Genomic DNA, 25,856 nt, shown 5'->3' on the forward strand with positions numbered 1-25,856 from the left:
TATGACCGATATGGCTAACTTTATTACCGACTCCACCGTCATCGCCGTGCTCGGCATTTCCATCGGCGTCATGTTTCCCGCTCTGGCAATGGGCTGGGCGATCAGCCGGGCGCTGGATGCCCTGTCGCGACAACCTGAAGCCGAAACTTCGATTATGCGTACCTTGTTTATCGGTCTGGCAATGATCGAATCCCTGGCGATTTATGTGCTGGTCATCGTGCTGATCGTGCTGTTCCGCAACCCTTTACTCGAATATCTGGTGAGCTGAACAGGCACCGAAGGAGAAGATTCGTGGAATTCAGTTGGTCGACTTTTATTTTCGAAATCATCAACTTTGTGGTGTTGATGTGGATTCTCAAGCATTTTCTCTATCACCCGGTGCTCAACGCTCTGGAAAAACGCCGCGAATCGGTCCGGCGCACTCTGGAAGAAGCGCAACAGAAAATTGCCCAGGCGGACGATTTAAAAGCGCGCTACGAACAGCGTCTGCAAGCCTGGGAAGAAGAAAAAAACCAACTGCGCCGAACCCTGCAGGAGGAACTGGACTCACTGCGCACCAATCAGCAGCAGCAACTTCAAGAAGAGCTGCAGACCCAAAAGCACAAAGCGGAAATCAACCAACGGCAAGAGTTGCAGGAAATCCTGCAGCACTACCAATCGATTGCCCATCGACAAGGCGCGGAATTTGCCTCCAAACTGCTGCGCGATCTCGCCGGAAAGGAAACTCAGACCCGTTTATTCGAGGCCCTGTTGGAACAGCTGCAATCGCTCGACGAAGAACAGATCAAACGCCTGCAGAAAACCTGTAACGGTTCCGTGGACAAGGTCAATGTCTGCAGCGCTTATCCTTTAACGGAAAAAAACCGCCGTCGTCTGCAAGCCAAGCTCAAAGAACTCTGTCCGCAAACGCTGAGTTTCGATTATCAGGAAGACCCGCAACTGATCAGCGGGCTGCGTGTACATCTTGGCGCCTGGAGTCTGAGAATGAATCTGCTCGACGAACTGAACCGTTTTATGGAACTGGACCGTGACCGACTCAACCAGCAATAATACAGCGCAGAATTCAGCTCAATCATCGCCTGAATTTCTCGAACGGATCGACAACTGGCTCGCAGACTATCGCTTCGATCTGAAATTAACCGAACGCGGTTATGTGGTTTCGGTCGGCGATGGTATCGTCTGGGTCAGCGGTCTGCCGACCGCCAGAATGGACGAAATCATCCTCTTTGAAGACGGCAGCCACGGTTTCGTGTTCGAACTGACCAAAGAGCTGATCGGCGTTATTTTATTGCATGAAACCCGCTTGATCACCGCCGGGCACAACGCCTATCTGTCGCAGCGTATCCTCGACATTCCGGTCGGCGACAGCCTACTAGGACGCATTATCGATCCACTCGGTTTTGCGCTCGACGGTCTGCCGGAAGCGGAAACCCAAAACCGTTTTCCATTGGAACGCAATTCTCCACCGATTATCGATCGCGACCCGGTCAATCAACCTTTGTACACGGGCAATAAGATCATCGACACCCTGATTCCGGTCGGCAAAGGTCAACGCCAGCTGTTAATCGGCGACGAAGGCCTTGGACGCAGTACTCTGGCGATCGATACCGTGATCAATCAGAAAGGCAAAGGCGTTCTATGCGTCTATGTCCTGATCGGACAAAAACGTTCTACTATCGTCAATACCATCGAGCTGTTGCGTCAGCACGGCGCGCTTGAATACACCACCGTGGTCACATCGCAGGCCAGCACCCTTCCGGGGCTGCAATATCTGGCACCCTTCGCCGGCTGCGCTCTGGCGGAGTACTGGATGCATGCCGGCAAGGATACTCTGGTAGTTTACGATGATCTGTCGACCCACGCCAAAATCTACCGCGAGCTGTCTCTGCTGTTGCGACGCCCGCCCGGTCGCGAAGCCTATCCCGGCGATATTTTCTATATCCATGCTCGCTTGCTGGAGCGCTCGACCAGTCTGAACATGCAGGCCGGGGGCGGCAGCATGACCGCCTTGCCGATTATCGAAACCGAACAGGGTGAAATCGCCGCTTTCATCCCGACCAACCTGATTTCGATTACCGACGGACAGATCTATCTCGATCGTGAACTGTTCGTGTCCGGTTTTCGCCCGGCAATCGATATTGCCAAATCGGTGTCGCGTATCGGCGGGCAAGCCCAGCATCCACGTATCAAAGAAGAAGCCGGGCATATGAAGCTGGACTATCTGCAGTTTCTTGAGCTGGAGGTTTTTACCCGTTTCGGTACCCGTCTGGAAGCGCGAATCGAAAAGGTGATTCGCCGCGGCCGAACTCTGCGCGAATTACTGAAACAAGGCCATCTGGTACCGAAATCGATTGAATTCCAAATTGCCTGGCTTATCGCCTTCAACGACAATCTGTTCGAAGACATTGAAATCAAGAAAATCCCGGAGATTCTAACGCGTCTTGAACAGCAAACAGCCACAAGCCGACTCACCATCGACAGTCCTCGCGAGCTTTGGTTGCAGGCATTGCAGGAGTGGCTGAAAACGTCACCATCGACGATGGATAACGATTAATGGCACGTTATCACGAACTCGGCCGTTACCGCGACAAGCTCGACGACATTCACGGCATTATGCACTCGATGAAAACGCTCGCGCAGATGGAAACCCATAAGCTGGCAAAAATCATTGAAGCTCAACACACCATACAACAGCAGATCAAAGCCGTAACCTGCGATTTTCTGCATTTTTACGGCAGTAACCTGCCTAAATGGCAGGGAAAGCGGCAAAGCGTGCTGCTTATTGGCACCGAACGCGGTTTTTGCGGCGACTTCAATCCGAAAATTATTGAAGCCTTCAAACAGCATTTTTCCAATGCCGACAATGAGATTCGCCTGATCGCCGTCGGTAATAAGCTGCAGCCTTTGCTTGAATCGGCCTCCCTTTCAACCAATACACCGCTGTTTCTGGCCGGTGCTAATGTCTGCGAAGAAGTCGGTAATCTGACCGAATTACTGGCGCAAACATGGGCAGAATCACAATCCACCGACGAACTCTATGCGATTTATCACGCTTTCCCGGAAGAAGAGATTCGCATTGAAAAACTGTTGCCGGCCTTCAATGACCACGAAGATTTACACTGCCCACAACAGGCGCAAACTCATGCCCCTTTGCTCAATCTGACGGCAGAGGCCTTTCTTCTCGAACTCACCGATCATGCGCTGCAACACAATCTACATCACCTTTTGTACGACTCCTTAATGGCGGAAAATCTGCAACGCGTTCGTCATTTGGAAAACGCGACCCGTCATCTGGAACAAAAAAGCGAGACTCTGGGAAAACGCATGAACGTTCTGCGCCAGGAAGAGATCATCGAAGAGATCGAGGTCATCCTTCTCAATCAGGTTGACCCGATATAGAGTTCTAAAGCGTCAGAGAACCGATAATCCTGGAACTTCATTTATTGGCGCCGTTATAATTTGCCGAAACATCACCTCGCCGCCGGACTGTCTACGGCGGTAAACCCGGGATAACCAAGCAATGACCAATAAATCCACAAAACCGCCCGCCGACCGTAATTTCGACAAACTGGTCGATAAATTCGAACGAAAGGTCTACGACACCGTCAAAGGCGAATGGCGTTTGAAACTGCTGACGGAAGATCTAGGTACATTGAGAAACGGTTCGCAACTGACTTTCTGGGATGCCGGATGCGGTTTTGCCCAGATCAGCCAATGGCTGGCTGAAGCCGGACATAGGGGCACCTTGTGCGATCTGTCACATCAAATGCTGATTCGCGCCAGAAACAACTTCGAAGAGGCCGGATTACAGGCGGAATTCTTTGAGGGACCGGCGCAGGAAATTGCTCAACAACTGCCGCAGTTCGATCTGGTTCTGTTCCATGCGGTGCTCGAATGGCTTGCCGAACCCCAAACCACCTTAAAAGCGGTTGCCGACAAAGTTAAACCGGGCGGAAAGCTTTCTTTACTGTTCTATAACCGCAATTCTGTGGTCATCCGCAATACCCTGCGCGGTGGCTGGCGCCTGCCTTACTTACTGGAAGACGCCTACCTAGGCAAAGGCAAAAAACTCACCCCGCCCAATCCGCAAATTCCGGAAGTCGTCTGCCAATGGCTTGAAGAATGGGGTTTTAAAATCGAAATCCATACCGGCATTCGTGTCTTCCACGACTATATGACCCACGAAGTACTGGAACAGAGCGATCTCGACGAGCTTCTGGCTCTGGAATACCGCTACTGCCGCCAACCCACCTACCGCAATATGGCGCGTTATATTCACCTTCTGGCAAGCCGTGCCGATTAAAACCTCCTAAAATCGACCGGAAATAAAAAACCCCGGCATGCCAGGGTTTTTATTCGATTGAAAACCCGAAGAAATCGGGCCGCAAATCGCTTACTTAGAATATGCTGCTAAGAACGATAAAGAAGATCGAGGCCATGATTGCCGCCGCAGGCAGCGTGATCACCCAGGCTGCGAAGATCGGCTTCAGCATTCCCCAGTTGGCATCGGCATTCACGACCCCCACACCCAGAACCGCACCGATCAGGATATGTGTACTGGAAACCGGAATACCGAAAGTCGAAGCAACCAGAACCACACCGGCCGCCGCCAATTCGGCAGAGAAACCGGAAGCAGGGTGCAGTTTGGTCAGGTTGTGACCGACCGTTTGAATAACTTCTTTACCGATAAACCACAGACCGGCAACCATCGCAATACCGAAGGCCAGCATGGCAATCGGCGGAACCGCTGCTTTGGCACTGATTTCACCGGTATGCAATACATCCAGAACCGCTGCAAAAGGCCCGATGGCGTTGGCGATATCGTTGGAACCGTGCGAGAAAGCGAAACCACAAGCGGTAAACACCTGCATCCAGCTGAATAGCAGGAAGGTCGAGCGATCCAGCGATTTTCCGGTCAAGGTACGCGAGAAGATATAGACGGTCAACCAGGTAACCGATCCGATCATCAGCATGATCAAAAGGTTATCCAGAGTCGAGAAACTGATATCGACATGCTTCAGCCCTTTGAACAATACCATCGAAGAGATAACCACTGCACCCAGTGCCGCAATCAGAGGCACATAGTTACGCAGTGCTTTATGCGCATCGATACCATGGACCTTGCTTTCGATCACTTCCATTTTCTTGTAGTAATCGGATTCAAGCTCGTCACTGTCGTAATCGCCGTCAATTTTCAGCTGGGCGTCGCGAGACAAACGCGCATTCTCTTTGATCAGGCTTGCTTCATCCATGGATTCAAGAGAGTTCTTGTACTCTTTACGCAGTGCCTTTTTCTCTTTTTTGATCTCGTTGAGCCGATCACCGGCCTCGTCGTTGTATTTGAATACCGTCTCTTTGATCGCTTTATACAGGATATAAGCGAACAGACCGCCCAGTACCGGAGAAAGTACCCAGGAAACGGCGATCATTCCGATTTTACCCCATTGGACCAAATCGAAGCCGTTACCACCGGTCACTGCATAGAAACCTAGCGTGATCGATGCACCGACAATCCCCCCGACGATCGAGTGAGTCGTCGAAACCGGCAGACCTTTTTTGGTGGCAAACAACAGCCACAGCGCCGCCGCCAATAGAGACGACATCATGACGTACACGAACAGCATCGGGTCGATTGACCCCATCGAGCTCAGGTCAACGATCCCTTTACGGATGGTTTTGGTTACTTCACCACCGGCGATTACTGCACCGCTAACCTCGAAAACCGCTGCAACCAGCAGTGCTTGCTTAACACTTAGCGTTCCGGCACCGACACTGGTTCCGAAAGAGTTGGCAACATCGTTACCACCGATGTTGAAGGCCATAAACAAACCGAACAGAGTTGCCAATGTCAGAATCAGCAGGTTGTTGCCGTTTGTGTAATCAAACGCCCACATTAAAAAATAAGCGGAAATAGCGAGAAAGATCGCCCCCACCGCCAAACTTGTTTTAGACACGCCGGTTTGGGCATTGTCCATGGTCATTGTTGTCATACAATCTTCCCCCGAAAAAGTTTTCAATAAAACCGTTTTCCGAGTCTAGATACCTTATGTAACACTTAACCTACAGGATTGTGAATTTTTTAAGTCATTGATAATCACTCGTCTAAGAAAATCATTCTTATTTGCAACACAGGCTACTTATTTGTAAGCATTAAATACCGGAGCCTTATTACTAACCGACTCCCTTCTTTAAGTCAAAATCGGCCTGTATTTAAACGCCGAACCGCTATAATAAAAACGCTGAAAATAACGAACCTGTAACCAATATGACTCCATCGCAAGCAAAACGCCTATTTCGCCCAATTACCGCCCTGCTTTTCAAGCGCCCGAAACTGTTGTTACTGATCCCTGTTCTCGGCGGTCTTTGGTATGGCTATGAGGTCGGAATTGCCCGTCCTGCACAGACGTTCATGGGCGTTCCGCAAGTCCAATCCGGCTTGGCGACAATGGGTTGGTCGCATATCCTGCGCAATAACGGTTTTATGCTTGAATACTCGGAAAGCCTGAAAAATCCGTTATGGGTCACCTATAAGGTGACCGACAAACGCTATGTACCGGGGCAACGCCCGAGCGGTTTTTCACAAGACTGGCGCAGCTGGTCGATGGTGACGCATCAGGATTACACCGGCAGCGGTTATGATCGCGGCCATATGGCGCCGAATTACCTGATCGCCAGCCGCTACGGCCGTGAAGCACAGAAACAAACCTTCCTGATGACCAATATCAGCCCGCAGAAAGGCTCTTTGAACCAAAAATCCTGGCAACGATTGGAAGAAGTGATCGCCAACGATTTCTCCGCAAAAGAGGGCGAATTCTGGGTGGTAACCGGGCCGATTTTTTCCAAGCTGCCGACCTACCTGAAAGGTGGAAAAGTCGCCATTCCACAGGCGTTTTATAAAATTCTGATCAAACCGCAAAGCGGTAACGAGCCTGCCAAAGCACTGGCATTTATCTTTCCGCAAAATGCCAAGGCGAATGCCAGCCTGTTGACGTTCGTCACCACCATTGACGATGTCGAAGCCCAGACCGGAATCGATTTCTTCTCCGAGCTGGACGACGATATCGAAATCCCGTTGGAAGCGACCGAAACCCCTGCGGCCTGGCAGCTGCAAAAAGTTGCTAACCGTCCGTCGCGTTACTGAGGCCAGACAAGATGAAAATTCCGAGCGAAAAAGACACTATCTACTCGATTGCGCATGAAGCGGTCGGCGCTTTCCAGTTCGACGAGTCGGTCGTGGCGGTTTTCCCGGATATGATTCAGCGTTCGGTTCCGGGTTATCAAACGATTTTGACCGGTATCGGCGAACTGACAAAACTGCATGCCCAGCCCGACAGTAATCTGTATGATCTCGGCTGCTCGCTCGGTGCGGCCAGCCTGACCATGCGCCGAGCCTTGCAGGTCAATGGCTGCCGGATTATCGGTGTCGACAATTCTGAGGCAATGATCAAACGTGCTAACGAATATCTGCACGCCTACCATTCGGATATACCTGTCGATCTGTTTTGCGCCGACATTAATGATCTCGAAATTTTGGATGCTTCGGTGGTGGTCATTAACTTTACTCTGCAGTTTATCGATCCCGATCAGCGTTTGCCGCTTCTGCACAGAATCTATCAGGGATTGAAACCAGGCGGCATTTTGATTTTATCGGAAAAAATCCATTTCCAAGATGTCGCTCTACAGCAGAGTATCGAGCACATGCACCTGCAATTCAAACGCGCCAACGGCTACTCCGAACTGGAAATCAGCCAGAAGCGTTCGTCACTGGACAATGTCCTGATCAGCGATACCGAAAACGAACACCTTCAGCGTTTGAAACAAGCCGGATTCGCTTCAGCCGGCATCTGGTTCCAGGCCTATAACTTTGCTTCCTTTCTGGCAATAAAATCACTTTAAGAACAAGCGTTTAGTTTTCTGAGAAAGAAGATATTTCGGCCCGAGAAGGTGACAAATCACCCGTCGAAACCGTATAATTTCGCCTCTTTAACTTTCCGGCAGCGCAACAAGAGGCAAGTTTCACGTGAAACGACATTACGATTCTTTCTGGTCACATCTTAACGACACGCGTCTACAGCACTGGAAAAGCGAATTACCGCCGCTGATCGACGAAGCGCTGCACCCGGAAGGCAACGGAAACTTGCCGCGTTGGCTGGATGCTTTACAAATCATTAACGCCTTCCCGAGCAATCAGACTTATGATCTGGAACAATCTGCGATTCGTGTCGGCGAAGCTCTTTCCCCGGAAGACACAGAGAAGCTGACAGCCGCCTTAAAAGCGTTGCATCCTTGGCGAAAAGGGCCGTTCAATATTCACGGAATCGAAATCGACACTGAATGGCGCTCGGATTGGAAATGGGATCGCGTCCATCCGCATTTGGCTTCGATGGAAGGCAAGCGCGTGCTGGATGTCGGTTGCGGCAGCGGCTACCACCTGTGGAGAATGGCAGCCGAAAAGCCGAAACTGGCGGTCGGCATCGATCCAAGTCTGCTGTTTTTAAGCCAGTTTCTGACTCTGAAACACTTTATCGGCGAAGAAGTTCCGGCTTACTTCCTGCCGTTGACCTTGGAACAACTGCCGGTTTCGCAGAAAGGCGGCGCTTTCGACACGGTCTTTTCGATGGGCGTGTTGTATCACCGCCGTTCGCCGATCGATCATATTCTGGAGTTAAAAAACCAGATGACGCCGGGCGGCGAGCTGGTGCTTGAAACATTGGTGGTTCCGGAAAGTTTCGGGCAGTTGCTGGTGCCGGAAGATCGTTATGCGCAGATGCGCAATGTCTGGTTCCTGCCGTCTGTGGAAGAACTCAGCATCTGGATGCGCCGCTGCGGTTTGCAGAATGTGCGTTGCGTCGACCTCAATCAGACGTCGATTGAAGAGCAGAGACCAACCGAATGGATGGAATGGAATTCGCTGGAATCCTTCCTCGATCCAAATGACCACAATCTGACCGTCGAAGGCTATCCGGCTCCACTAAGAGCCGTCATGGTTGCCAATAAACCGAAGTAAAACGCTTCATTTTTTATCGTTTGTCCCAACTACTAATTTGCTACTAATTTTTCAAAAATTAGTAGCAAATTAGTAACAAGACATTTTGTGATTAATTCAAAGACTCTATTCTTTCGTTTAAATCCACCGGTATAACGAAGATAAAACCTTTCCCTTGCTTATGCTTCTCAAGTAACTGGTACTTGTCGGCGAGACCCAACAGATCCGTTCGCGCAGTTTGATAACTAATTGCATGCTGACTTCGGTGACCTTCAATGGTGATAAACGTACCGTTCCCTTTTAAACCGCTTCGCAAAACGTCCAATTGCCGGTGATTCAATTGTCCCTGTAATTTTGAACCCTTTAAAAACTGCTCTGTTTGGATTAACTCTTCGGACTTTCTCTGTAAATAGGCAAAAAGCTCATCGATACTTTTTTGCAATACCTCCGTCTGGTGAATCAAAAAATAGGTTAAATCGTTATCATCACTTTCGGTAAGCAGGAACGCTTTAGAGTACTGAGCAGGAGCCAACTTTATGATTTTAGAAATAGAAACAAACTCGATTAACCAGTAACCACATTTCGCCATATACCAATAAAACAATGCCCTGGCAGTTCGACCATTACCATCAACAAACGGATGCTCGTAACCAATCATAAAATGCAAAATCATCGCCTTGATGACAGGATGGATAAATGCTTTCTCTCCATCATGGTTAGCAAAGTCGCATAAACACTGAATTCTCTCAGGCAAACTCTCAGCATCCGGCGGCACGTGAAGAACCTGTGCATCCCTATTATCAACCACCCTTACCAGATCTTCAGTCGATCTTAATTTTCCGGCCTTATCCGCCCGCTCCAGGGTTCTATCCGTTAAAACCGAGTGTAGATGACAAATCAATTGCGGCGTCAAAGCTTCATCTTTCAAATCACGGATTTCCTGCATTGCCCGATAATTATTGACAATCATCTGTTCGCTGATGTCTTGAGGGGCACGTTTCTGCTTCAGCATAGAACGTGCAACATCCCGGGTTGTCGAAGCACCTTCCAATTGGCTCGAATTGATGGCTTCTTCAATTAAAGACGACACAAGATAAGCGTCCCGAGTATGCTGATTAGCAATCGGCTGTGGCATAGACAGCTGCCCTGCAGCGTGCTGATCTAACCAATGCAGAGATTGCAACAAAGAATCGGTTAAGCAAAACTGCATTGGGGAACCCTGCTTATCGACAAGCGATACACTTCGGTAAAACTGCCTTCTGGCCTGTTTGGTAACAAACCAATACTCTTCGCTGCTTAAATCATAAGGCGGGGCTACAAACCGTAATTTATCCCAGTGCAGGTAACGCCCTTTCTCGTCACAAATCCCGGTTTCAGCATTCATCAATTTACTGAGACCTGCAATATCACCACGCTTTACCAGCTCATCTAATAGTGATTGATTATCCGGAGGATTAACTGGAAGTTTCATAATTGATTCAATACCTTGGATGAAAATACTCTTTAACTTACATCGAGTATAAAAACTTAACTACTAATTTGCTACTAATTTTTGAAAAATTAGTAGCAAATTAGTAACAAACATCCAAAGCCCTGTTGAACGCCAATTTTCAGGCAATAAAAAACCCCGCAGACCGAAGTGTGCGAGGTTTTTATCAGGCGGGGCGTTTTAGGAATTGATTTACCCAAGAACCGCTTTCAAAGCTGCCAGACAGAACAATACCTTCTCTTTCTTACAGGTTTCGCCCATCAGGCCGATACGCCAGACTTTACCGGCGAAATCGCCCAGACCGGCACCGATTTCAAGATTGTATTCGTTCAATAGCTTGCCGCGGACTTCCGCATCATCGACCCCTTCCGGAATCCAGACCGAGTTCAACTGCGGCAGACGCTGTTCTTCCGGTACGACGAAGTTGATTCCCATCGCTTGCAGACCGTCACGCAACATCGCATGATTTTCCGCATGGCGTTTCCAGGCATTTTCCAGCCCTTCCTCTTTCAGCATCACCAAAGATTCGTGCAATGCATATAAGGTATTGACCGGTGCTGTATGGTGATAAGCACGCTTGGCACCGCCGCCCCAGTATCCCATTACCAGGTTCAAATCCATAAACCAGCTTGGGACTTTCGTCGCGCGGTTACGAACTTTATCCAAAGCTTTTTCCGAGAAGCTGATCGGCGAAATCCCAGGCACACAGCTCAAACATTTTTGCGTACCGGAATAGATCGCATCGATACCCCACTCGTCAACGCGCAACTCGACACCACCCAGAGAAGTCACCGCATCAACAATAGTCAAGCAGTCGTGCTTGCGAGCGATTTCACAGATGGTTTTGGCATCCGAACGAGCGCCTGTCGAAGTTTCTGCATGCACGAAGGCAACGATTTTCGCATCCGGGTTGGCCGCGCAGGCTTCTTCGACTTTAGCAGGAGTCACTGCAGTACCCCAATCGTCAGCAACCACAACCGCTTCCCCACCGAAACGCTCGATATTCTCTTTCATACGCATACCGAAGACACCGTTAATACAAACGATGACTTTGTCGCCCGGCTCGACCAGGTTGACGAAACAGGTTTCCATCCCGGCAGAGCCCGGAGCCGAAACCGGCATCGTCAAAGCGTTTTCGGTCTGGAAAGCGTATTTCAGCAACTCTTTAACCTCATCCATCATGCCGACAAATGCCGGGTCCAAGTGACCGATGGTCGGACGGGCCATTGCCTGTAACACGCGAGGATGAATATCCGAAGGACCTGGCCCCATGAGCGTACGAATAGGTGGGTTAAACGATTGCATAGATTATCCTCTATATAATATTAAAATTTTTTAATCAAAAACAAATAGCTGTCAATTATAATGTCAGCCGATCAAGATATACAAGAGCAAAAAAGATGGATGTAATTCAGGCACTTGAAGAAGCCATTAGCAGAAAAAACGTGTTATCCAGCGAAGAAGAGTGTCGACCTTTCGAATGCGACGGTTTATCCGCCTATCGACAGAAACCTCTGGCGGTCGCTTTGCCCGAAGACATCGAACAGGTCAAACGCGTGCTGCGAATCTGCAAACAGTATCAGGTGCCGGTCATTACCCGCGGTTCCGGAACCGGTCTGGCCGGCGGAACCCTGCCGTTGCAGGATGGCATCGTCCTCGGATTATCCAAGCTCAACAAAATTCTTAAAATCGACCCGCTGCAAAGAACCGCACTGGTGCAACCCGGCGTGCGCAATATCGAAGTTTCGCAGGCCGTCGAAGAGTTCGGCCTGTATTACGCCCCGGACCCGTCATCGCAGATCGCCTGTTCGATCGGCGGTAATGTGGCGGAAAACTCCGGCGGCGTTCACTGCTTGAAATACGGCCTGACGGTGCATAACGTCACCATGGTCAAGGTACTGAATATGGATGGCGATGAGTTTGTTTTTGACGAAAAAGATGACGGTATCGATCTGCTTGCGCTGTTGAACGGTTCAGAAGGACTTCTCGGCGTGATTGTCGAGATCAAGATCAAGCTGTTGCCGAAACCGGACGCCGCCCAGCTGGTGATGGCCGGATTCGATTCGGTCAGCGCCTGCGCCGATGCGGTCACCGCCGTACTGGAACAGGGCATTATTCCGGCCGGGCTGGAGATGATGGACAAATTCTCCATCAAAGCCGCCGAGGAGTTTGCCCGTGTCGGCTATCCGCTGGATGTCGAAGCGCTGCTGCTATGCGAAGTCGACGGCAGCCACGATCAGGTGCAGGTCGATTCCAAACGCGTCGCCGATATTCTCCGCGACGGCGGTGCGACGACCATTACTATTTCGCAAAACGAAAAACAGCGTATCGCCTTGTGGCAGGGCCGCAAAAACGCCTTCCCGGCCGTCGGACGCTTTTCGCCGGATTACTACTGCATGGACGGCACCATTCCGCGTAAACGCCTCGCCTATGTACTCGAAGAAATCGAAGAGCTGTCGCACAAATACGGCCTGAAAGTTGCCAATGTATTCCACGCCGGAGACGGTAACCTGCACCCGTTGATTCTCTACGATGCGAATAAACCCGGCGAACTGCGGGAAACCGAAAAATTCGGTGCCGAAATCTTGAAGTTATGTGTCGATGTCGGCGGAACCATCACCGGAGAACATGGCGTCGGCGTCGAAAAACTCGATTCCATGTGCCATCAATATCATGGACCGGAACTGGAAATTTTCCACGGCATCAAGGAAGTGTTCGACGATACCGGTCTGCTGAATCCAGGCAAAGCCGTGCCGACACTGCATCGCTGTGCCGAAGTCGGCCAGATGCACGTGCATAACAATCAGCTGCCATTCCCGGAACTGGAGCGTTTTTAAAATGAGTATGGAATGTCAACATCAGCAACCGGAAACCGCCCACCTTGCCGATCAGATCAAACAGGCGGTAGCGGATAAAAAACTACTGCAAATTGTCGGTAACCAGAGCAAAGTGCCGCTGTACGACGATGCCGAACCGATTTCCATTGCCGATCACAGCGGTATTGTCGATTATGAACCGGCCGAACTGGTCATTACGGTAAAGGCAGGCACCAAACTGTCGGAACTGCAGGCGGTATTGGCGGAACGCAATCAGATGCTCGGCTTTGAACCGCCGGAATACGGCGATTCAACCATCGGCGGTACCTACGCCTGCGCCCTGACCGGACCCTCGCGCCCGTTCCGCGGCGCGCTGCGCGATTTCGTTCTCGGCACCAAAATGATCGACGGCCAAGGACGTCACTTGCAGTTCGGCGGCAAGATGATCAAGAACGTCGCCGGTTACGACGTCTCGCGCATGATGTGCGGTTCGAAGGGTTCCATGGCGCTGGTCACGGAGCTCAGTCTGAAAGTACTGCCGCTGGTCGAAGAGACGACTTACTGCATCGAAATGCCGGAAGGCGAAGCGATTCTGCTGATGAATCAGATGGCCGGCACGTCTCTGCCGTTGTCCGGCTGTGCTTACTATCAGGGTCGTTTCTACTATCGTGTTGCCGGCGAACATCCCGAGCAGACCAACCGTGTCGAGGTCAACGCCTGCACCAACGACATCTGGAAAATCCTCAATCCGTTCCGTCCACAATTGGAGCCGGGCGTGAAATTGTGGCGTCTGGATGTCGAGAGCACCAACCCGGCGATTGAAAAAACGATTGCTGTCGGGATGGGCGGTACCCGTCGCTGGATCGCCAGCGAAAAGAAACCGAAACACCCGTATACCACTCTATGGCAGTCGCGTTTCGCGCCGCGACATAACGATACACCGCAGGTGCAGAAGATCAAACAGGGCCTGAAAAAGGTGTTTGATCCGCATCATGTGTTTAAAGATTTATAGCTTTCATTTACAGTTTCCTATATGCAAACTCATTTACCTCAAGATTTACTCGCCACCGAACAGGGCAAACAAGCCGACAAGATTCTGCGCTCCTGCGTGCATTGCGGTTTCTGTTTGTCGGCCTGTCCGACTTACGGTCTGATCGGCGACGAACTCGACTCGCCGCGCGGGCGTATCTATCTGATTAAAAGCGTTCTGGAAGGCAATGAAGTCACCCAGAACACCTTGGGTCACCTTGATCGCTGCCTAACTTGCCGCTCCTGTGAAACCACCTGTCCTTCGGGTGTCGAATATGGCCATCTGCTGGATATCGGCCGTGAAATCAGCGAGCAGAAAAGCCCGCGTTCAATTGGACAAAGAATACTCCGCTATGCGGTGCGTAAAAGTCTGACCACGCCGTGGTTTTTCAATCTGGCCATCCGTTGCGCACCGTTTCTGCGTCATTCGGAAGCCGTGCAGTTCACGGTCGATGAATTGGCTCTGCAACAGCAACTTAAAGACCGCGAAGACGCTCTGCAGCATAGTGTGCTGCTGATCTCCGGTTGCGTGCAACCGGCGCTGGCACCGAATATCAATCAGTCGAGCATCCGCGTATTGAATAAACTCGGCTGGAATGTCATCGAAACCCCCCAGCAACAGTGCTGCGGTGCGGTCGAACATCATCTTTCCGGCCAGAAAGACGCCTTGAAACAGATCAAGGCCAATATCGATGCCTGGAGCCGCTATCTGGATCAGGGGGTCAAAGCGATTATTTCCAATGCCAGCGGCTGCGGCGTGATGATTAAGGATTATCCGTCACTGTTTCTTGACGAACCGGAGTATCTGCAAAAAGCGCGGCGCATCGCTGAGCACACCAAAGACATCTCCGAATTTCTGATTGCGCAGGATCTGTCGATCTTCACCCATTACGACAACCAGAAAATCACTTTCCACTCGCCCTGCACCCTGCAACACGGACAGAAACTGCAAGGCGTGGTCGAAGACGCTCTGCGCCGCTTAGGTTACAGAGTGAATCGCGTTAAGGACGCGCATCTGTGTTGCGGCTCCGCCGGAACCTATTCCATTTTTCAACCCAAGCTTTCCAAACAGCTGCGCCAGAACAAACTGGACAACCTGCTTGAAGAGAAGACCGAAATCATCGTAACCGCCAATATCGGTTGCTTGATGCACCTGCAGAAGGGGACCAAGGTGCCGGTCAAGCATTGGATTGAATTACTCAGAATATAGATAAGCATTCGGAAAACGGATGCAAGCCAACGAGGACTGAACCCTATGTCAGATATTGAAATCGCGCAAAATGCCAAGATGCGACCGATTAGCCAACTTGCCGAAGAACAGTACGGCATTCCCCACGAGCATCTTGACCCTTACGGGCACTATAAAGCCAAACTGTCGCTGGAATACGTCGACAGCCTGAGCCATAAAAGCGAAGAAGGCAAACTGATTCTGGTCACGGCGATCAGCCCGACTCCGGCCGGTGAAGGGAAAACTACGACCACTGTCGGACTGGGTGACGCCATGAATCGCCTCGGTAAAAAGACCATGATCTGCCTGCGCGAGCCATCGCTTGGCCCTTGTTTCGGGATGAAAGGCGGAGCGGCCGGCGGCGGTTATTCGCAGGTAGTACCGATGGAAGACATCAACCTGCACTTTACCGGCGATTTCCATGCCATCGGCGTGGCCCACAACCTGTTAGCGGCGATGATCGACAACCATATCAACCACGGTAACGCCCTGGGAATCGATCCGCGTCGCATTAAATGGAAACGCGTCGTCGATATGAACGACCGCGCCCTGCGAGAAATCACTATCGGTCAGGGCGGCCCGGCCAATGGCTACCTGCGTGAAGACGGTTTCGACATCGTCGTCGCTTCGGAAGTCATGGCGATCCTCTGTCTGGCTACCAACCGCGCCGATCTGAAAGAACGTCTGGGGCGTATTATTATCGGTTACAGAACCGACCGCGTCACTCCCGTATATGCCAGTGATCTGAAAGCACACGGAGCCATGGCGGCCCTGTTGAAAGATGCCATTAAACCGAATGTCGTGCAAACACTGGAGAACAATCTGGCCATCGTTCACGGCGGACCTTTTGCCAATATCGCTCACGGCTGCAACTCGGTTACCGCCACCAAAACCGCCATGAAGCTGGCCGACTATACCGTCACAGAAGCCGGTTTCGGTGCCGATCTGGGCGCGGAAAAATTTCTCAGCATCAAATGCCGTTCGGCCAAAATTGCGCCTTCGGCGGTCGTTCTAGTGGCCACTGTCCGCGCCCTGAAATTCCACGGCGGTATCGAACGTGACCACCTGAATCAGGAAAATTTGGCAGCATTGGAAAAAGGTTTTGCCAATCTGGAACGTCACTTGAAGAACGTCACCCAAACCTACGGTTTGCCGTGTGTAGTATGCATTAACCACTTCACCTACGATTCCGACGAGGAAACCGCCCTGTTGATTCAAAAATGCGAGGCGCTCGGCGTACGCTGCGTTGTTTCCAAACACTGGGCCGAAGGCGGCGCCGGAGCCGAAGAGCTGGCCGAAGCGGTTCTGGAAATCGTCGATCATCGCGATCCGGGCTTTGAATACGTCTACGACATCAACGCGCCGATCTGGGACAAGATCGAAACCATCGCCACCAAAGTGTACGGTGCTGGCGGCATTACCGCCGGAGCCAAGGTCAAAGAAGAGATTCAGCGTTTGCAGGAACATTACGGCGACCTGCCGATCTGTATGGCGAAAACCCAGATGTCTTTTTCGACCGATCCGCATGCCAAAGGCGCACCCAGCGGACATACCGTTGAAATCAGCGACATCAAACTGGAAAACGGCGCCGGTTTTATCGTCGCCATCGCCGGCAATATGATGACCATGCCGGGGCTGCCGAAAGTGCCGACCGCCGAACGCATCGATATCGACGACGAAGGTGTGATTACCGGTCTTTTCTAAAACGACACTTCTTGCTTCAATTCCATACTCAAATACCGGTTCAACCCGTATTTGAGTGGTTGGTTGCATTTGATTAAGGCTTCATAAAATAAAAGCGTTTTTATAAAGAGCCATTAAAACGCTTAATCTCAATCTTTCCTAAAAACTCCGCAAAACGGATTCAGTATAATGTCTGAATTTACAATGCAAACGGATCAAGAGCGTGTCGGACTCAAGCAATCACACCCTATCGCAGCGTTTTCAAAGTCTTCAGGCGCACATTAATCAGCACATTATCGGCCAGCCGCATCTGACCGAGCGCATGTTGATCGCCCTGCTGTCGGACGGCCATCTGCTGGTTGAAGGCCCGCCGGGTCTGGCGAAAACCAAAGCGATCAAAATCCTTTCCGACCTGCTTGAAGGCTCTTTTCACCGCATCCAGTTCACTCCCGATCTGCTACCTTCCGACATTACCGGAACCGATATCTACCGTCCGGAAAGCGGCATGTTCGAATTCCAGGCGGGACCGATCTTTCATAATCTGATCCTTGCGGATGAGATCAACCGTGCGCCGGCCAAAGTCCAGGCCGCTCTGTTGGAAGCCATGGCCGAAGGTCAGGTCAGTGTCGGCCAACGCAGTATGCCGATGGAACCGCTGTTTATGGTTATGGCAACCCAGAATCCGCTGGAGCAGGAAGGAACTTATCCCCTGCCGGAAGCGCAACTGGATCGCTTCATGCTCCACGTCAAGGTCGACTATCCGGATGCCGCTAGCGAACTGAAGATTCTTGAACTGGTTGAACAGGAAGCGCGTAACGAAGACAGCGAATCTTTCGAGCCGATATCGCAACTGGATCTGTTTGCCGCCCGTAATGAAATCCTCAATCTGCACATGGCGGATGCGGTTAAAACCTATCTGGTCGAACTGGTCATCGCCAGCCGTCAACCGCAAGCCTATCAGAGCGATCTGGCCAGTCTGATTGCCGTCGGCGTCAGCCCGCGAGCGACTATCGCCTTGTCACGCTGCGCAAGAGCTTATGCCTGGCTCCGAGGCCAGGAATACGTCACTCCCGAACATGTGCAGGCGGTGGTACACGATGTTTTCCGCCATCGTCTGATCCTCAATTTCGAAGCCCAGGCACAAGGCATCGACGCCGACGCCATTGTCGATCGACTGTTGCAGCTGGTGCCGATCACCTGAACGGGAGCTGGAAACCATGTCGACGCTCTATTCCGATATCGGCGAACTGAACGCTTTGCGGTTTCACGTGAAGCAGAAGAAACTCGTACCTTTACAACAGCTTCTGGCGAGCAATACCGGCGATCATCACGCTCTTCGCAAAGGCCGGGGCATGACCTTCAGCGAAGTACGCCAGTACCAGCCGGGCGACGATGTGCGCCATATCGACTGGCGCGTCACCGCACGCACGCAGAAGGTTCACACCAAAGTATTTACCGAAGAGCACGAAAGGCCGACCGTGCTGGTTGCCGAACAGTCGGCGGCACTGTTTTTCGGTTCCAAAGTGCGTTTAAAAAGCGCCCAGGCATTGAATATTGCCGCTCTGATCGGCTGGACCGCCTTGCAGCAGCACGAACGCATCGGCGGCCTGTGCTTTCGCGGCGACCGTCATCATTGGATCGCCCCGAACCGACCGCAACACACTCTGTTGCAGTTTCTCGAATCCGCCGTCGACCTGCAAAAGGGGCTCAAACGACCGGGAGCCTGTCCGAATGTATTCTGGCATCAGAGCCTGAAACAATTGACACAAACCGTCAAACCAGGCAGCCAGCTGTTTCTGATCGGCGATCTGCTCGACTTCGATACTCAGGCCTTCGAATGGGTTAAAAAACTGCGCAGCCACAATGAAATCACCGCGATTCATGTGTTCGATCCATTGGAAAAACAGCTGCCGTCAAGCGGATGGCTCAGTCTGGCGCGTTCGTTTATCAGCGACGATCTGCTGCGTCTCGACAGCTTTCGCGACCAGACTCGAAAAGAGTACTCTCAAGGTTATGAAACCCGCTGGCATAACTGCCAACAGGGATTCAGAGCCCTGGCGATTCCACTGATTGAAGTCGGCACCGACGAATCGCCATTGAAAAGTCTGATACAGCAAAACGTCATCCATTAAAGAGACAGATCAACACACTTATGCCGAATCCAATCGATCCACAACTGCTGAACCAACTGCACGACATCCAATTGCCGCAGGCAATCGGCTGGTGGCCGCTGGCGTTCAGCTGGTGGATTCTGATTTTGAGTATCACCTCGATCGTCATCGGCATCGCCTGGTATATCCGTGAGCAGCGTCGGCGCAATGCCTACCGCCGCAAGGCTTTGAAAAAACTGCTGTCGATCCAAAGCGGGGAGCTGCATCCGGCGGAAAAGATCGCCAAAATGAATGCTCTGATGAAGCAGGTTGCTCTGACCACTTACGGGCGCATGGAAGTCGCCGCTCTGCAGCAGCAGGCCTGGCTGGATTTTCTGCACCAGAAAGCCAGTTATATCAGTCAGCCGGACTGTCTGGCCGACTGTCTGCAAAAAGCCTATGCCGGGCCGGTCGGCGCCGATATCGAACACTTTCAGATCGAAAATTGCGCGCGCTATTTCGCGAAATGGATCAAGGGGCATCACCAATGACCCTGTTGCAGAATTTCAGCCAATTCGACCTGATCTGGCCGTGGATGCTGGCATTTTTGCCGGTGCCGTGGATCATTCGCCTGCTGGTTAAAAGCGCGGAAAAGCGTCAGTCACCTCTCTTGGCCCCGCAAATCGTCGCCCGCTTGGAGAACGACCTCAAAGCGACGCAATGGGTGCAGCCGGAAGTGCGTTCCAGACGTATTCCGTTTTTGTATGCACTCTTGTGGCTGCTGCTGATTCTCGCCGCCAGTCGTCCGGTCTGGTATCTGCAACCGGCACCCTTCACCTTCAGCGGCAAGGAGTTGATGCTGGCGGTCGACCTGTCGGGAAGCATGCGCAAAGGCGACATGTATCTGAACGGTCAGGACGTTAGCCGTCTGGTCGCCGTCAAGGCAGTGGTATCACGCTTCATCGAACAGCGAAAAGGCGACCGCATGGGGCTGGTGGTATTTGCCGACCAGGCTTTCCTTCTCAGCCCTTTAACCTATGATTTGCAGACCGTCAAAACCCTGCTTAACGAAAGCGAAATCGGCATGGCCGGCACCAACACCGCCATCGGTGATGCGATCGGCCTAACACTCAAACATCTACAACAGGCGCATCGCAGTAATGCGGTCATCATCCTGCTGACCGACGGCTCCAACACCAGCGGCATCGATCCGCTCGAGGCGGCAAACAAAGCCGAAGAGATGGGCGTCAAAATCTACACCATCGGAGTCGGTAAAACCGAAGACCGCCACGGTCTGGATCGCTTCCTGAATCAGAAACCCGATATCGACATCGACAGTTTGCAACGCATTGCCGACCTGACCGGAGGCCAATTCTATCAGGCCAACGACAGTGAAGAACTGGCGAAGATCTACCAGCATATCAACCAGCTTGAGTCCAGCGAACATGACGTCTTCAGTTACCGGATCCGTACCGAACTCTATATCTGGCCGCTGGGAACCGCGCTGGTATTAAGCATACTGCTGGCCCTTTTGTGGCTGCGCCGGGCGGAGGTATAGCATGGAACTGCAACTGCTCCGACCCTGGTGGCTTTTGGCATGGATTCCAGCCATCTGGCTGCTATGGAAAATCTGGCACCTGCAGCTTGGACAAAGCGGCTGGCAACGCCTGATTGCCCCGCAGTTCCACTCTCTGCTCCTCGGTGATCAGTACAACCGTCCGAATGACAGTTTGCAAAAGCTGATGGTTTTCGCCTTGGGGCTGGTGTGGTTTTTCATGACTCTGACTCTGGCGGGACCATCGGTTAAAACCGTTAAAATCCCGGCACAGAAAAGCCAACAGGGAACGGTGATTATTCTCGACCTGTCGCTGTCGATGCTGGCGCAGGATTTAAAACCGGATCGACTGAAACAGGCCGAATTCAAAATCATCGATCTGCTGCATAAACATCCCGAACTGGCCGTCGGGCTGGTCGGCTACGCCGGTTCGGCACATACCATCAGCCCGATTTCCGAAGACAACCGTACTCTGCTTGGCCTGCTACCGGCACTGAATCCGCTATATATGCCGAGTTACGGCTCCGACCCTCTGCAGGCCTTCAAACAAGCCAAACAGCTCTTGGACGGCGCACATGTCAATCAGGGGCACCTGATCTGGATTACCGACGATGTCGAACAAAATCAGACTGCGGATTTGACGGACTGGATCAAAGCCAATCATTACAGTCTGAGCATCCTGTCGGTCGGCACTGCCGGCGGAGCACCGATTCCCCTCCCTGACGGCGGGTTTTTAAAAGAGCCGAGCGGGGCTCTGGTTCTGCCTGCGGTGCCGGAACGTCGTTTTAGTACTTTGAGTCAGCAACTGGACGCCAATTATCTGCATCTTAATCCGGCTGAAGAAGAGCTGGACGAACTGTTACCTCCGATGAATGCCGCTGCCAAACTGGATGACGAGGACAATAAATCGCTGAAAATTCCACTGGATGAAGGGCCGTTTCTATTGCTGATTCTGCTGCCGTTTATTGCGCTTTTCTATCGCCGTGGCGTGCTTTTCACTTGGCTATTTGCCGCCTGTCTACCGGCCGGTATGCTGTGGAGCGATCCGACAATGGCGCAGCCTTCGTTATCGGAATTTTCCGACGTCTTTCAATCCCCTGACCAGCAAGCCTATAAAGCCTGGGAGAAGAAAAACTACGCCGCCGCCGAAGCCTTGTTTGAAAACAAACAGTGGCGAGCCAGCTCGCTGTATCGCTTGGGGCGCTACAAAGAAGCCGCCCACCTGTTCTCTTTGGATCACAGCGCTCAAGGGCACTATAACCGCGGCAATGCGCTGGCCAGAAGCGGACAATTGCAGGAAGCCGCCAAAGCGTACCGCCAGGCTCTGAAACAACAGACGGATTTTAAAGAAGCCAAAGACAATCTGACGCTGATCGAGTCACTGTTGAAACAGCAGCAGCAAGGACAGAATAACAACTCGAACAATCAACAAATTCCACCGCAATCCCCCGCACAAAACAGCGATAAGCAAGAGAGTAAGGATTCACAGAAAAAAACCGCTAAATCCGGGCAGGAAGAGCAACAGACCGGAAATCAAACATCGCAATCCGGCAGCCCGCCATCCGAGGAACAGGATTCGCAAAAGGCCTCTGACGGCCAGTCAAAGGATTCGGCGCAAAATGCCTCTTCCAACTCCGCACAAAACGGACAACAAGGCGAAAACCAAAGCGGCAAACCGAGCGATGGAAAAACCGACGCCGATGCAAACTCGCCCTCCGAATCCGGCGAAAACCAGTCCACCTCCAGAGAAATTAATCGCGGCGATAAGGATCAGGACAAAGAACCGGAACTCGGTGGAGCCAGCCGGATTGGCGACAGTAACGACGGCACTGTAATGTCTCAGCAGCAGCGCGAACAGCTGCAAGCGACACAAAACTGGCTGCAGCAGATTCCCGACGAACCGCAAAAATTCCTGCAGCGGAAATTCGAGTATCAATACCAGCAATCTCCTTCGCAGGGATCGCAGTCCGATAAAGTGTGGTAATTGTATGAACCCTAGATTGAACTTCAGACATCTGATTATTTTGCTGATCGGCACGTTACTGAACTGGCCGGTTTTTGCCGACAGCGTCACGGTGCACAGCGACCGGCAAACCATCGAGATGGGCGACATTCTGACTGTATGGATCGATACCGATTTTGCCACTCATGGCCAACAACCGGATCTGTCTGTACTGGAAGACCAGTTTCAGGTGCTCAATTCCCAGCAGAGCAACCAGTTGGAAATCATTAACGGCAAAATGTCGGCTCGCACCCGCTGGCAGGTGGAACTGCTGCCGAAGCAGATCGGAGAACTGATGATTCCGCCGATCAAAGTCGATAGCGTCAGCAGCCAGCCGTATAAAATACAAGTCACCAAAGCCGCGCAAACCGGCAGCCTGAAACCCTACTTTATGGAAGCGACTCTGGATAAAAAACAGGCCTATGTTCAGGAAGAGGTGCTCTATACCCTGCGTTTCTATTACCGCGGACGTTTGATTTCAGGTAATGTCACTCCGGTAGAATTCGGTCCAGCGCTGGTCAACAAAATCAAAGATCAGGCCGTATTCCAGAAATACATCGACGGCAAGCCTTATACCGTGTACGAATGGGTTTACGCCTTCTTTCCACAGGCCAGCGGTCGCAAGACTATTCCCGCGGTCGAATTCAACGGCGTCATACAAACCAACGGCCGCCAAAAATCGATTCATCAGGTATCCAAACCGCAAAGTTTGCAGGTCTTGGCGTCTAAACAAAACCCGCAAAATCAGGTCACCTGGCTACCGGCACAAGACTTGAAACTGAGTGCCACACTGGAACAACCGAAACAAACCCTGAGAGTCGGCGACAGTCTAAGCCGTACCCTGGTATTAAAGGCAACCGGTTTAAAATCCTCGCAGCTGGTCGAACTCAAATCCGCCGATGGCGACGGCTTTAAACTGTATGCCGAGCCGGTGAAACGGGAAGAAAGCATCGAACAGAACCATGTTGTCAGCCGCCTTATCCAAGCGCAGACATTGATCTTTACCAAAGCAGGTGAAATTACCATTCCCGGCCAGACGCTCAGCTGGTGGAATCCGCAAAAACACGCTTTTGAAGAAGCGACCCTAAAACCGCAAACGGTTGAAGTCTTGCCGGCCGCTTCCCAACCCAAAGCCTCAGATCTGCCTGTCAGACCGGTTTCAACATCGGTTCCACGTGAAACCCCTGCACAAAGCGGTTGGTTATGGCCGGCTCTGAGCGCGGTTTTCGCTGTGCTGTGGCTGATTACTCTGATTTACGCTTTAAAAAACCGCCGTCCGCAACCGGCTGAACCGCTATCGACAGCGCAAAGCGAAAGCCCGCCTGACCTGGATTACGGCGACTGGTGTCAAATGCCTGCCAAGCCTTTCTACAACGAGTTGAGAAAACGCATGCGCGAACAAGGCCTGCCAAACACTTCACAACTTGAAAGTCCCGAACTGAAAAACTTGATCGCCGGGCTTGAGGCGCATCTGTTTTTTGATGCCGAACTTCCCGACGACTATATAGAGAAAATCTGCCGATCATTTAAACCCGGCAAAAAGAAAAGCAAGTCGTCGGATAATAGCCAACTGGCACAACTTTACGGTCGCGCAGCGGATTAAAACTGATTAAACTGGCTGTAAAAAACAGGAGATAATCAAATGAAGCCGTTACTTTGGGTAATGGGGTTAAGCTACATGCTGTTGATCGGCGGTTGTACCACCTACGGCGCCATCAGTAATCCCAAAACACCCGAATCCGCTGCAACGACCGGCGATTACAGTATCACTTCGACCATTCGTCAGAAAGAACCGGGTAAAATTACCCTGCTATTGAGCTTCTCCGGTGGCGGTTCGCGTGCAGCCGCCCTGTCTTATGGCGTCCTCAAAGCCTTGCGGGATATTCCCAGTTCGCTCGAAAAAGGAGCGCCGAGTCTGCTCTCGGAAGTCGACCTGATCAGTGCGGTTTCCGGAGGCAGTTTTACCGCTGCCTACTATGCACTGAACGGTGCGGCAACATTCCAGAATTTCGAACCCGATTTTCTTAATCAGGATATCGAAGACAACCTGATTACCAAACTGCTCTATCCTTCTCTATGGTTTTCCGATCTCGGACGTACCGATGTGGCTACTCAGCTCTACGAAGAATCGGTCTTTAAGGGCGCCACTTTCGGCGACCTCAAAAAACGCAAAAACGCCCCTCTGGTTCTGATTAATGCTTCCGACCTCTCTAACGGGGTGCGTTTTAGCTTTGTACAGGAATATTTCGACCTGCTGTGCTCGGATCTTTCAAGCTATCCGATCGCCCGCGCGGTTACCGCCTCATCGTCGGTGCCGATCCTCTTTAATCCAGTGGTGGTAGAAAACTACAAAGGCTGCAAACCGGATAATCTGCTGATAAAAGACACCCCTCTGCACAGTCGTCAGCTGGAAGAAACCCGTCAGGGATTACTCACCTACGTTAGAGAAAAACGCCGTCACCGCTATTTGCATCTGGTAGACGGCGGCATCACAGATAACCTTGGACTGCGCGCCATTTACGATTTTATGGAACTTGCCGGCGGCCCGAAGGCGATGACAAAACTCCTGAATCGCACGCCTTCGGACAAGCTGGTGGTAATCGTCGTCAACGCCTCGACACAGTCGGCCAGCGATATGGGCAGAAGCAATCTTAATCCGTCGATTGAAACCAGTCTAAATGCCATGACGGACATTCAATTGCATCGCTACAATGCCACCACCCTAGAGCTTTTCGACCAAGCCATGCAAACCTGGAGCTCGCAGCTTTCGACAAAATACCGAAAGGTGACCCCTTACTTTATCGAACTGAATTTCAAGCAGCTCGAAAACGAGAGTCAGCGTCAGTTTTTCAATGCTATTCCAACCGGTTTCTATCTGACGGAAGAACAGAAGCAACAGCTGATTAAAGCCGGTGGGGAGCTGCTGAAAGAACACCCGAAATTACGCCAGCTGTTACAGGATTTATAACTTCCGGGCA

General features: G+C 51.6%; 22 protein-coding genes. 19 read left to right on the forward strand and 3 right to left on the reverse strand.

All coding sequences use genetic code 11. The annotated features are described in order from the left end of the window. Position 1: 1 nt before the first annotated feature. The 5 genes from H8792_RS05110 to H8792_RS05130 all read left to right on the forward strand — a co-directional run bounded on the left by H8792_RS05110 (position 2) and on the right by H8792_RS05130 (position 4,303). The gene (locus tag H8792_RS05110; protein ID WP_185977863.1) at positions 2-268 is read left to right on the forward strand and encodes an ATP synthase subunit c family protein; all 267 of its coding nucleotides are present in this window, start codon (positions 2-4) and stop codon (positions 266-268) included. Between the two features lie 23 nt (positions 269-291). Further along, entirely contained in the window at positions 292-1,050 is a 759-nt protein-coding gene (locus H8792_RS05115; protein WP_185977864.1) for a F0F1 ATP synthase subunit delta, read from the forward strand. Continuing rightward, positions 1,028-2,554, forward strand: a complete 1,527-nt coding sequence (locus H8792_RS05120) for a F0F1 ATP synthase subunit alpha (protein ID WP_185977865.1) — start codon at positions 1,028-1,030, stop codon at positions 2,552-2,554. Before H8792_RS05115 ends, H8792_RS05120 begins: the two co-directional genes overlap by 23 nt. Then, positions 2,554-3,399 carry a F0F1 ATP synthase subunit gamma gene (locus tag H8792_RS05125; protein ID WP_185977866.1) on the forward strand — a complete coding sequence of 282 codons (846 nt, stop codon included), beginning with the start codon at positions 2,554-2,556 and terminating at the stop codon, positions 3,397-3,399. The genes H8792_RS05120 and H8792_RS05125 overlap by 1 nt, the downstream gene beginning before the upstream one ends. 121 nt (positions 3,400-3,520) lie before the next feature. After that, positions 3,521-4,303: a methyltransferase domain-containing protein gene (locus H8792_RS05130; RefSeq protein WP_185977867.1), complete on the forward strand. Its 783-nt coding sequence runs from the start codon at positions 3,521-3,523 to the stop codon at positions 4,301-4,303. 94 nt (positions 4,304-4,397) lie between these two features. Here H8792_RS05130 and H8792_RS05135 read toward each other — a convergent pair whose 3' ends face one another. Continuing rightward, the gene (locus H8792_RS05135) at positions 4,398-5,990 is read right to left on the reverse strand and encodes an inorganic phosphate transporter (protein WP_228766958.1); all 1,593 of its coding nucleotides are present in this window, start codon (positions 5,988-5,990) and stop codon (positions 4,398-4,400) included. Between the two features lie 275 nt (positions 5,991-6,265). Here H8792_RS05135 and H8792_RS05140 point away from each other — a divergent pair, with 275 nt between their 5' ends. The 3 genes from H8792_RS05140 to cmoB all read left to right on the forward strand — a co-directional run bounded on the left by H8792_RS05140 (position 6,266) and on the right by cmoB (position 9,007). Beyond that, a complete protein-coding gene (locus tag H8792_RS05140) occupies positions 6,266-7,141 on the forward strand; it encodes a DNA/RNA non-specific endonuclease (protein ID WP_185977868.1) in 876 nt (291 codons plus the stop codon). 11 nt (positions 7,142-7,152) lie between these two features. Next, positions 7,153-7,896 carry a carboxy-S-adenosyl-L-methionine synthase CmoA gene (gene cmoA, locus H8792_RS05145; RefSeq protein WP_185977869.1) on the forward strand — a complete coding sequence of 248 codons (744 nt, stop codon included), beginning with the start codon at positions 7,153-7,155 and terminating at the stop codon, positions 7,894-7,896. 124 nt (positions 7,897-8,020) lie between these two features. Beyond that, positions 8,021-9,007: a tRNA 5-methoxyuridine(34)/uridine 5-oxyacetic acid(34) synthase CmoB gene (gene cmoB / locus H8792_RS05150; RefSeq protein ID WP_185977870.1), complete on the forward strand. Its 987-nt coding sequence runs from the start codon at positions 8,021-8,023 to the stop codon at positions 9,005-9,007. Positions 9,008-9,098: 91 nt separating this feature from the next. On the opposite strand, the gene H8792_RS05155 is transcribed toward cmoB, so the two are convergent. Next, positions 9,099-10,457: a Fic family protein gene (locus H8792_RS05155; protein WP_185977871.1), complete on the reverse strand. Its 1,359-nt coding sequence runs from the start codon at positions 10,455-10,457 to the stop codon at positions 9,099-9,101. Positions 10,458-10,667: 210 nt separating this feature from the next. Further along, positions 10,668-11,780 (reverse strand): pyridoxal-phosphate-dependent aminotransferase family protein, encoded by a 1,113-nt coding sequence (locus H8792_RS05160; RefSeq protein ID WP_185977872.1) that lies wholly within the window; start codon positions 11,778-11,780, stop codon positions 10,668-10,670. Positions 11,781-11,875: 95 nt separating this feature from the next. Here H8792_RS05160 and H8792_RS05165 point away from each other — a divergent pair, with 95 nt between their 5' ends. The 11 genes from H8792_RS05165 to H8792_RS05215 all read left to right on the forward strand — a co-directional run bounded on the left by H8792_RS05165 (position 11,876) and on the right by H8792_RS05215 (position 25,846). Further along, a complete protein-coding gene (locus H8792_RS05165) occupies positions 11,876-13,312 on the forward strand; it encodes an FAD-linked oxidase C-terminal domain-containing protein (protein WP_185977873.1) in 1,437 nt (478 codons plus the stop codon). 1 nt (position 13,313) lies between these two features. Then, positions 13,314-14,303, forward strand: a complete 990-nt coding sequence (locus H8792_RS05170) for an FAD-binding protein (protein ID WP_185977874.1) — start codon at positions 13,314-13,316, stop codon at positions 14,301-14,303. A gap of 21 nt (positions 14,304-14,324) precedes the next feature. Then, entirely contained in the window at positions 14,325-15,530 is a 1,206-nt protein-coding gene (gene glcF, locus H8792_RS05175; protein WP_185977875.1) for a glycolate oxidase subunit GlcF, read from the forward strand. Positions 15,531-15,575: 45 nt separating this feature from the next. Then, a complete protein-coding gene (locus H8792_RS05180; protein WP_185977876.1) occupies positions 15,576-17,252 on the forward strand; it encodes a formate--tetrahydrofolate ligase in 1,677 nt (558 codons plus the stop codon). Positions 17,253-17,454: 202 nt separating this feature from the next. Beyond that, positions 17,455-18,432, forward strand: a complete 978-nt coding sequence (locus H8792_RS05185) for an AAA family ATPase (protein ID WP_319558233.1) — start codon at positions 17,455-17,457, stop codon at positions 18,430-18,432. 16 nt (positions 18,433-18,448) lie between these two features. Continuing rightward, on the forward strand, positions 18,449-19,363 hold the full coding sequence (locus H8792_RS05190) for a DUF58 domain-containing protein (RefSeq protein ID WP_185977877.1): 915 nt from the start codon (positions 18,449-18,451) through the stop codon (positions 19,361-19,363). Positions 19,364-19,383: 20 nt separating this feature from the next. Beyond that, a complete protein-coding gene (locus H8792_RS05195) occupies positions 19,384-19,872 on the forward strand; it encodes a DUF4381 domain-containing protein (protein WP_185977878.1) in 489 nt (162 codons plus the stop codon). Continuing rightward, positions 19,869-20,879, forward strand: coding sequence for a vWA domain-containing protein (locus H8792_RS05200; RefSeq protein ID WP_185977879.1), 1,011 nt, complete (start codon positions 19,869-19,871; stop codon positions 20,877-20,879). Before H8792_RS05195 ends, H8792_RS05200 begins: the two co-directional genes overlap by 4 nt. Before the next feature lies 1 nt (position 20,880). Further along, positions 20,881-22,860 (forward strand): VWA domain-containing protein, encoded by a 1,980-nt coding sequence (locus H8792_RS05205; protein ID WP_185977880.1) that lies wholly within the window; start codon positions 20,881-20,883, stop codon positions 22,858-22,860. A gap of 4 nt (positions 22,861-22,864) precedes the next feature. Continuing rightward, entirely contained in the window at positions 22,865-24,481 is a 1,617-nt protein-coding gene (locus tag H8792_RS05210) for a BatD family protein (RefSeq protein WP_185977881.1), read from the forward strand. Between the two features lie 39 nt (positions 24,482-24,520). Further along, the gene (locus H8792_RS05215) at positions 24,521-25,846 is read left to right on the forward strand and encodes a patatin-like phospholipase family protein (protein WP_185977882.1); all 1,326 of its coding nucleotides are present in this window, start codon (positions 24,521-24,523) and stop codon (positions 25,844-25,846) included. Positions 25,847-25,856 lie beyond the last annotated feature (10 nt).

Origin of the sequence: Thiomicrorhabdus heinhorstiae (genome assembly GCF_013391765.2) — a bacterium.
Lineage (GTDB): Bacteria > Pseudomonadota > Gammaproteobacteria > Thiomicrospirales > Thiomicrospiraceae > Thiomicrorhabdus > Thiomicrorhabdus heinhorstiae.

Bases quoted from the DNA above. Each gene is read 5' to 3' on its own strand.
- H8792_RS05135 (WP_228766958.1), bottom strand. From the start codon at position 5,990: ATGACAACAATGACCATGGACAATGCCCAAACCGGCGTGTCTAAAACA.
- H8792_RS05180 (WP_185977876.1), top strand. From the start codon at position 15,576: ATGTCAGATATTGAAATCGCGCAAAATGCCAAGATGCGACCGATTAGC.
- H8792_RS05155 (WP_185977871.1), bottom strand. From the start codon at position 10,457: ATGAAACTTCCAGTTAATCCTCCGGATAATCAATCACTATTAGATGAG.
- H8792_RS05140 (WP_185977868.1), top strand. From the start codon at position 6,266: ATGACTCCATCGCAAGCAAAACGCCTATTTCGCCCAATTACCGCCCTG.
- H8792_RS05210 (WP_185977881.1), top strand. From the start codon at position 22,865: ATGAACCCTAGATTGAACTTCAGACATCTGATTATTTTGCTGATCGGC.
- H8792_RS05195 (WP_185977878.1), top strand. From the start codon at position 19,384: ATGCCGAATCCAATCGATCCACAACTGCTGAACCAACTGCACGACATC.
- H8792_RS05125 (WP_185977866.1), top strand. From the start codon at position 2,554: ATGGCACGTTATCACGAACTCGGCCGTTACCGCGACAAGCTCGACGAC.
- H8792_RS05130 (WP_185977867.1), top strand. From the start codon at position 3,521: ATGACCAATAAATCCACAAAACCGCCCGCCGACCGTAATTTCGACAAA.
- H8792_RS05165 (WP_185977873.1), top strand. From the start codon at position 11,876: ATGGATGTAATTCAGGCACTTGAAGAAGCCATTAGCAGAAAAAACGTG.
- H8792_RS05170 (WP_185977874.1), top strand. From the start codon at position 13,314: ATGAGTATGGAATGTCAACATCAGCAACCGGAAACCGCCCACCTTGCC.
- cmoA (WP_185977869.1), top strand. From the start codon at position 7,153: ATGAAAATTCCGAGCGAAAAAGACACTATCTACTCGATTGCGCATGAA.
- glcF (WP_185977875.1), top strand. From the start codon at position 14,325: ATGCAAACTCATTTACCTCAAGATTTACTCGCCACCGAACAGGGCAAA.
- H8792_RS05200 (WP_185977879.1), top strand. From the start codon at position 19,869: ATGACCCTGTTGCAGAATTTCAGCCAATTCGACCTGATCTGGCCGTGG.
- H8792_RS05215 (WP_185977882.1), top strand. From the start codon at position 24,521: ATGAAGCCGTTACTTTGGGTAATGGGGTTAAGCTACATGCTGTTGATC.
- H8792_RS05110 (WP_185977863.1), top strand. From the start codon at position 2: ATGACCGATATGGCTAACTTTATTACCGACTCCACCGTCATCGCCGTG.
- H8792_RS05160 (WP_185977872.1), bottom strand. From the start codon at position 11,780: ATGCAATCGTTTAACCCACCTATTCGTACGCTCATGGGGCCAGGTCCT.
- H8792_RS05190 (WP_185977877.1), top strand. From the start codon at position 18,449: ATGTCGACGCTCTATTCCGATATCGGCGAACTGAACGCTTTGCGGTTT.
- H8792_RS05205 (WP_185977880.1), top strand. From the start codon at position 20,881: ATGGAACTGCAACTGCTCCGACCCTGGTGGCTTTTGGCATGGATTCCA.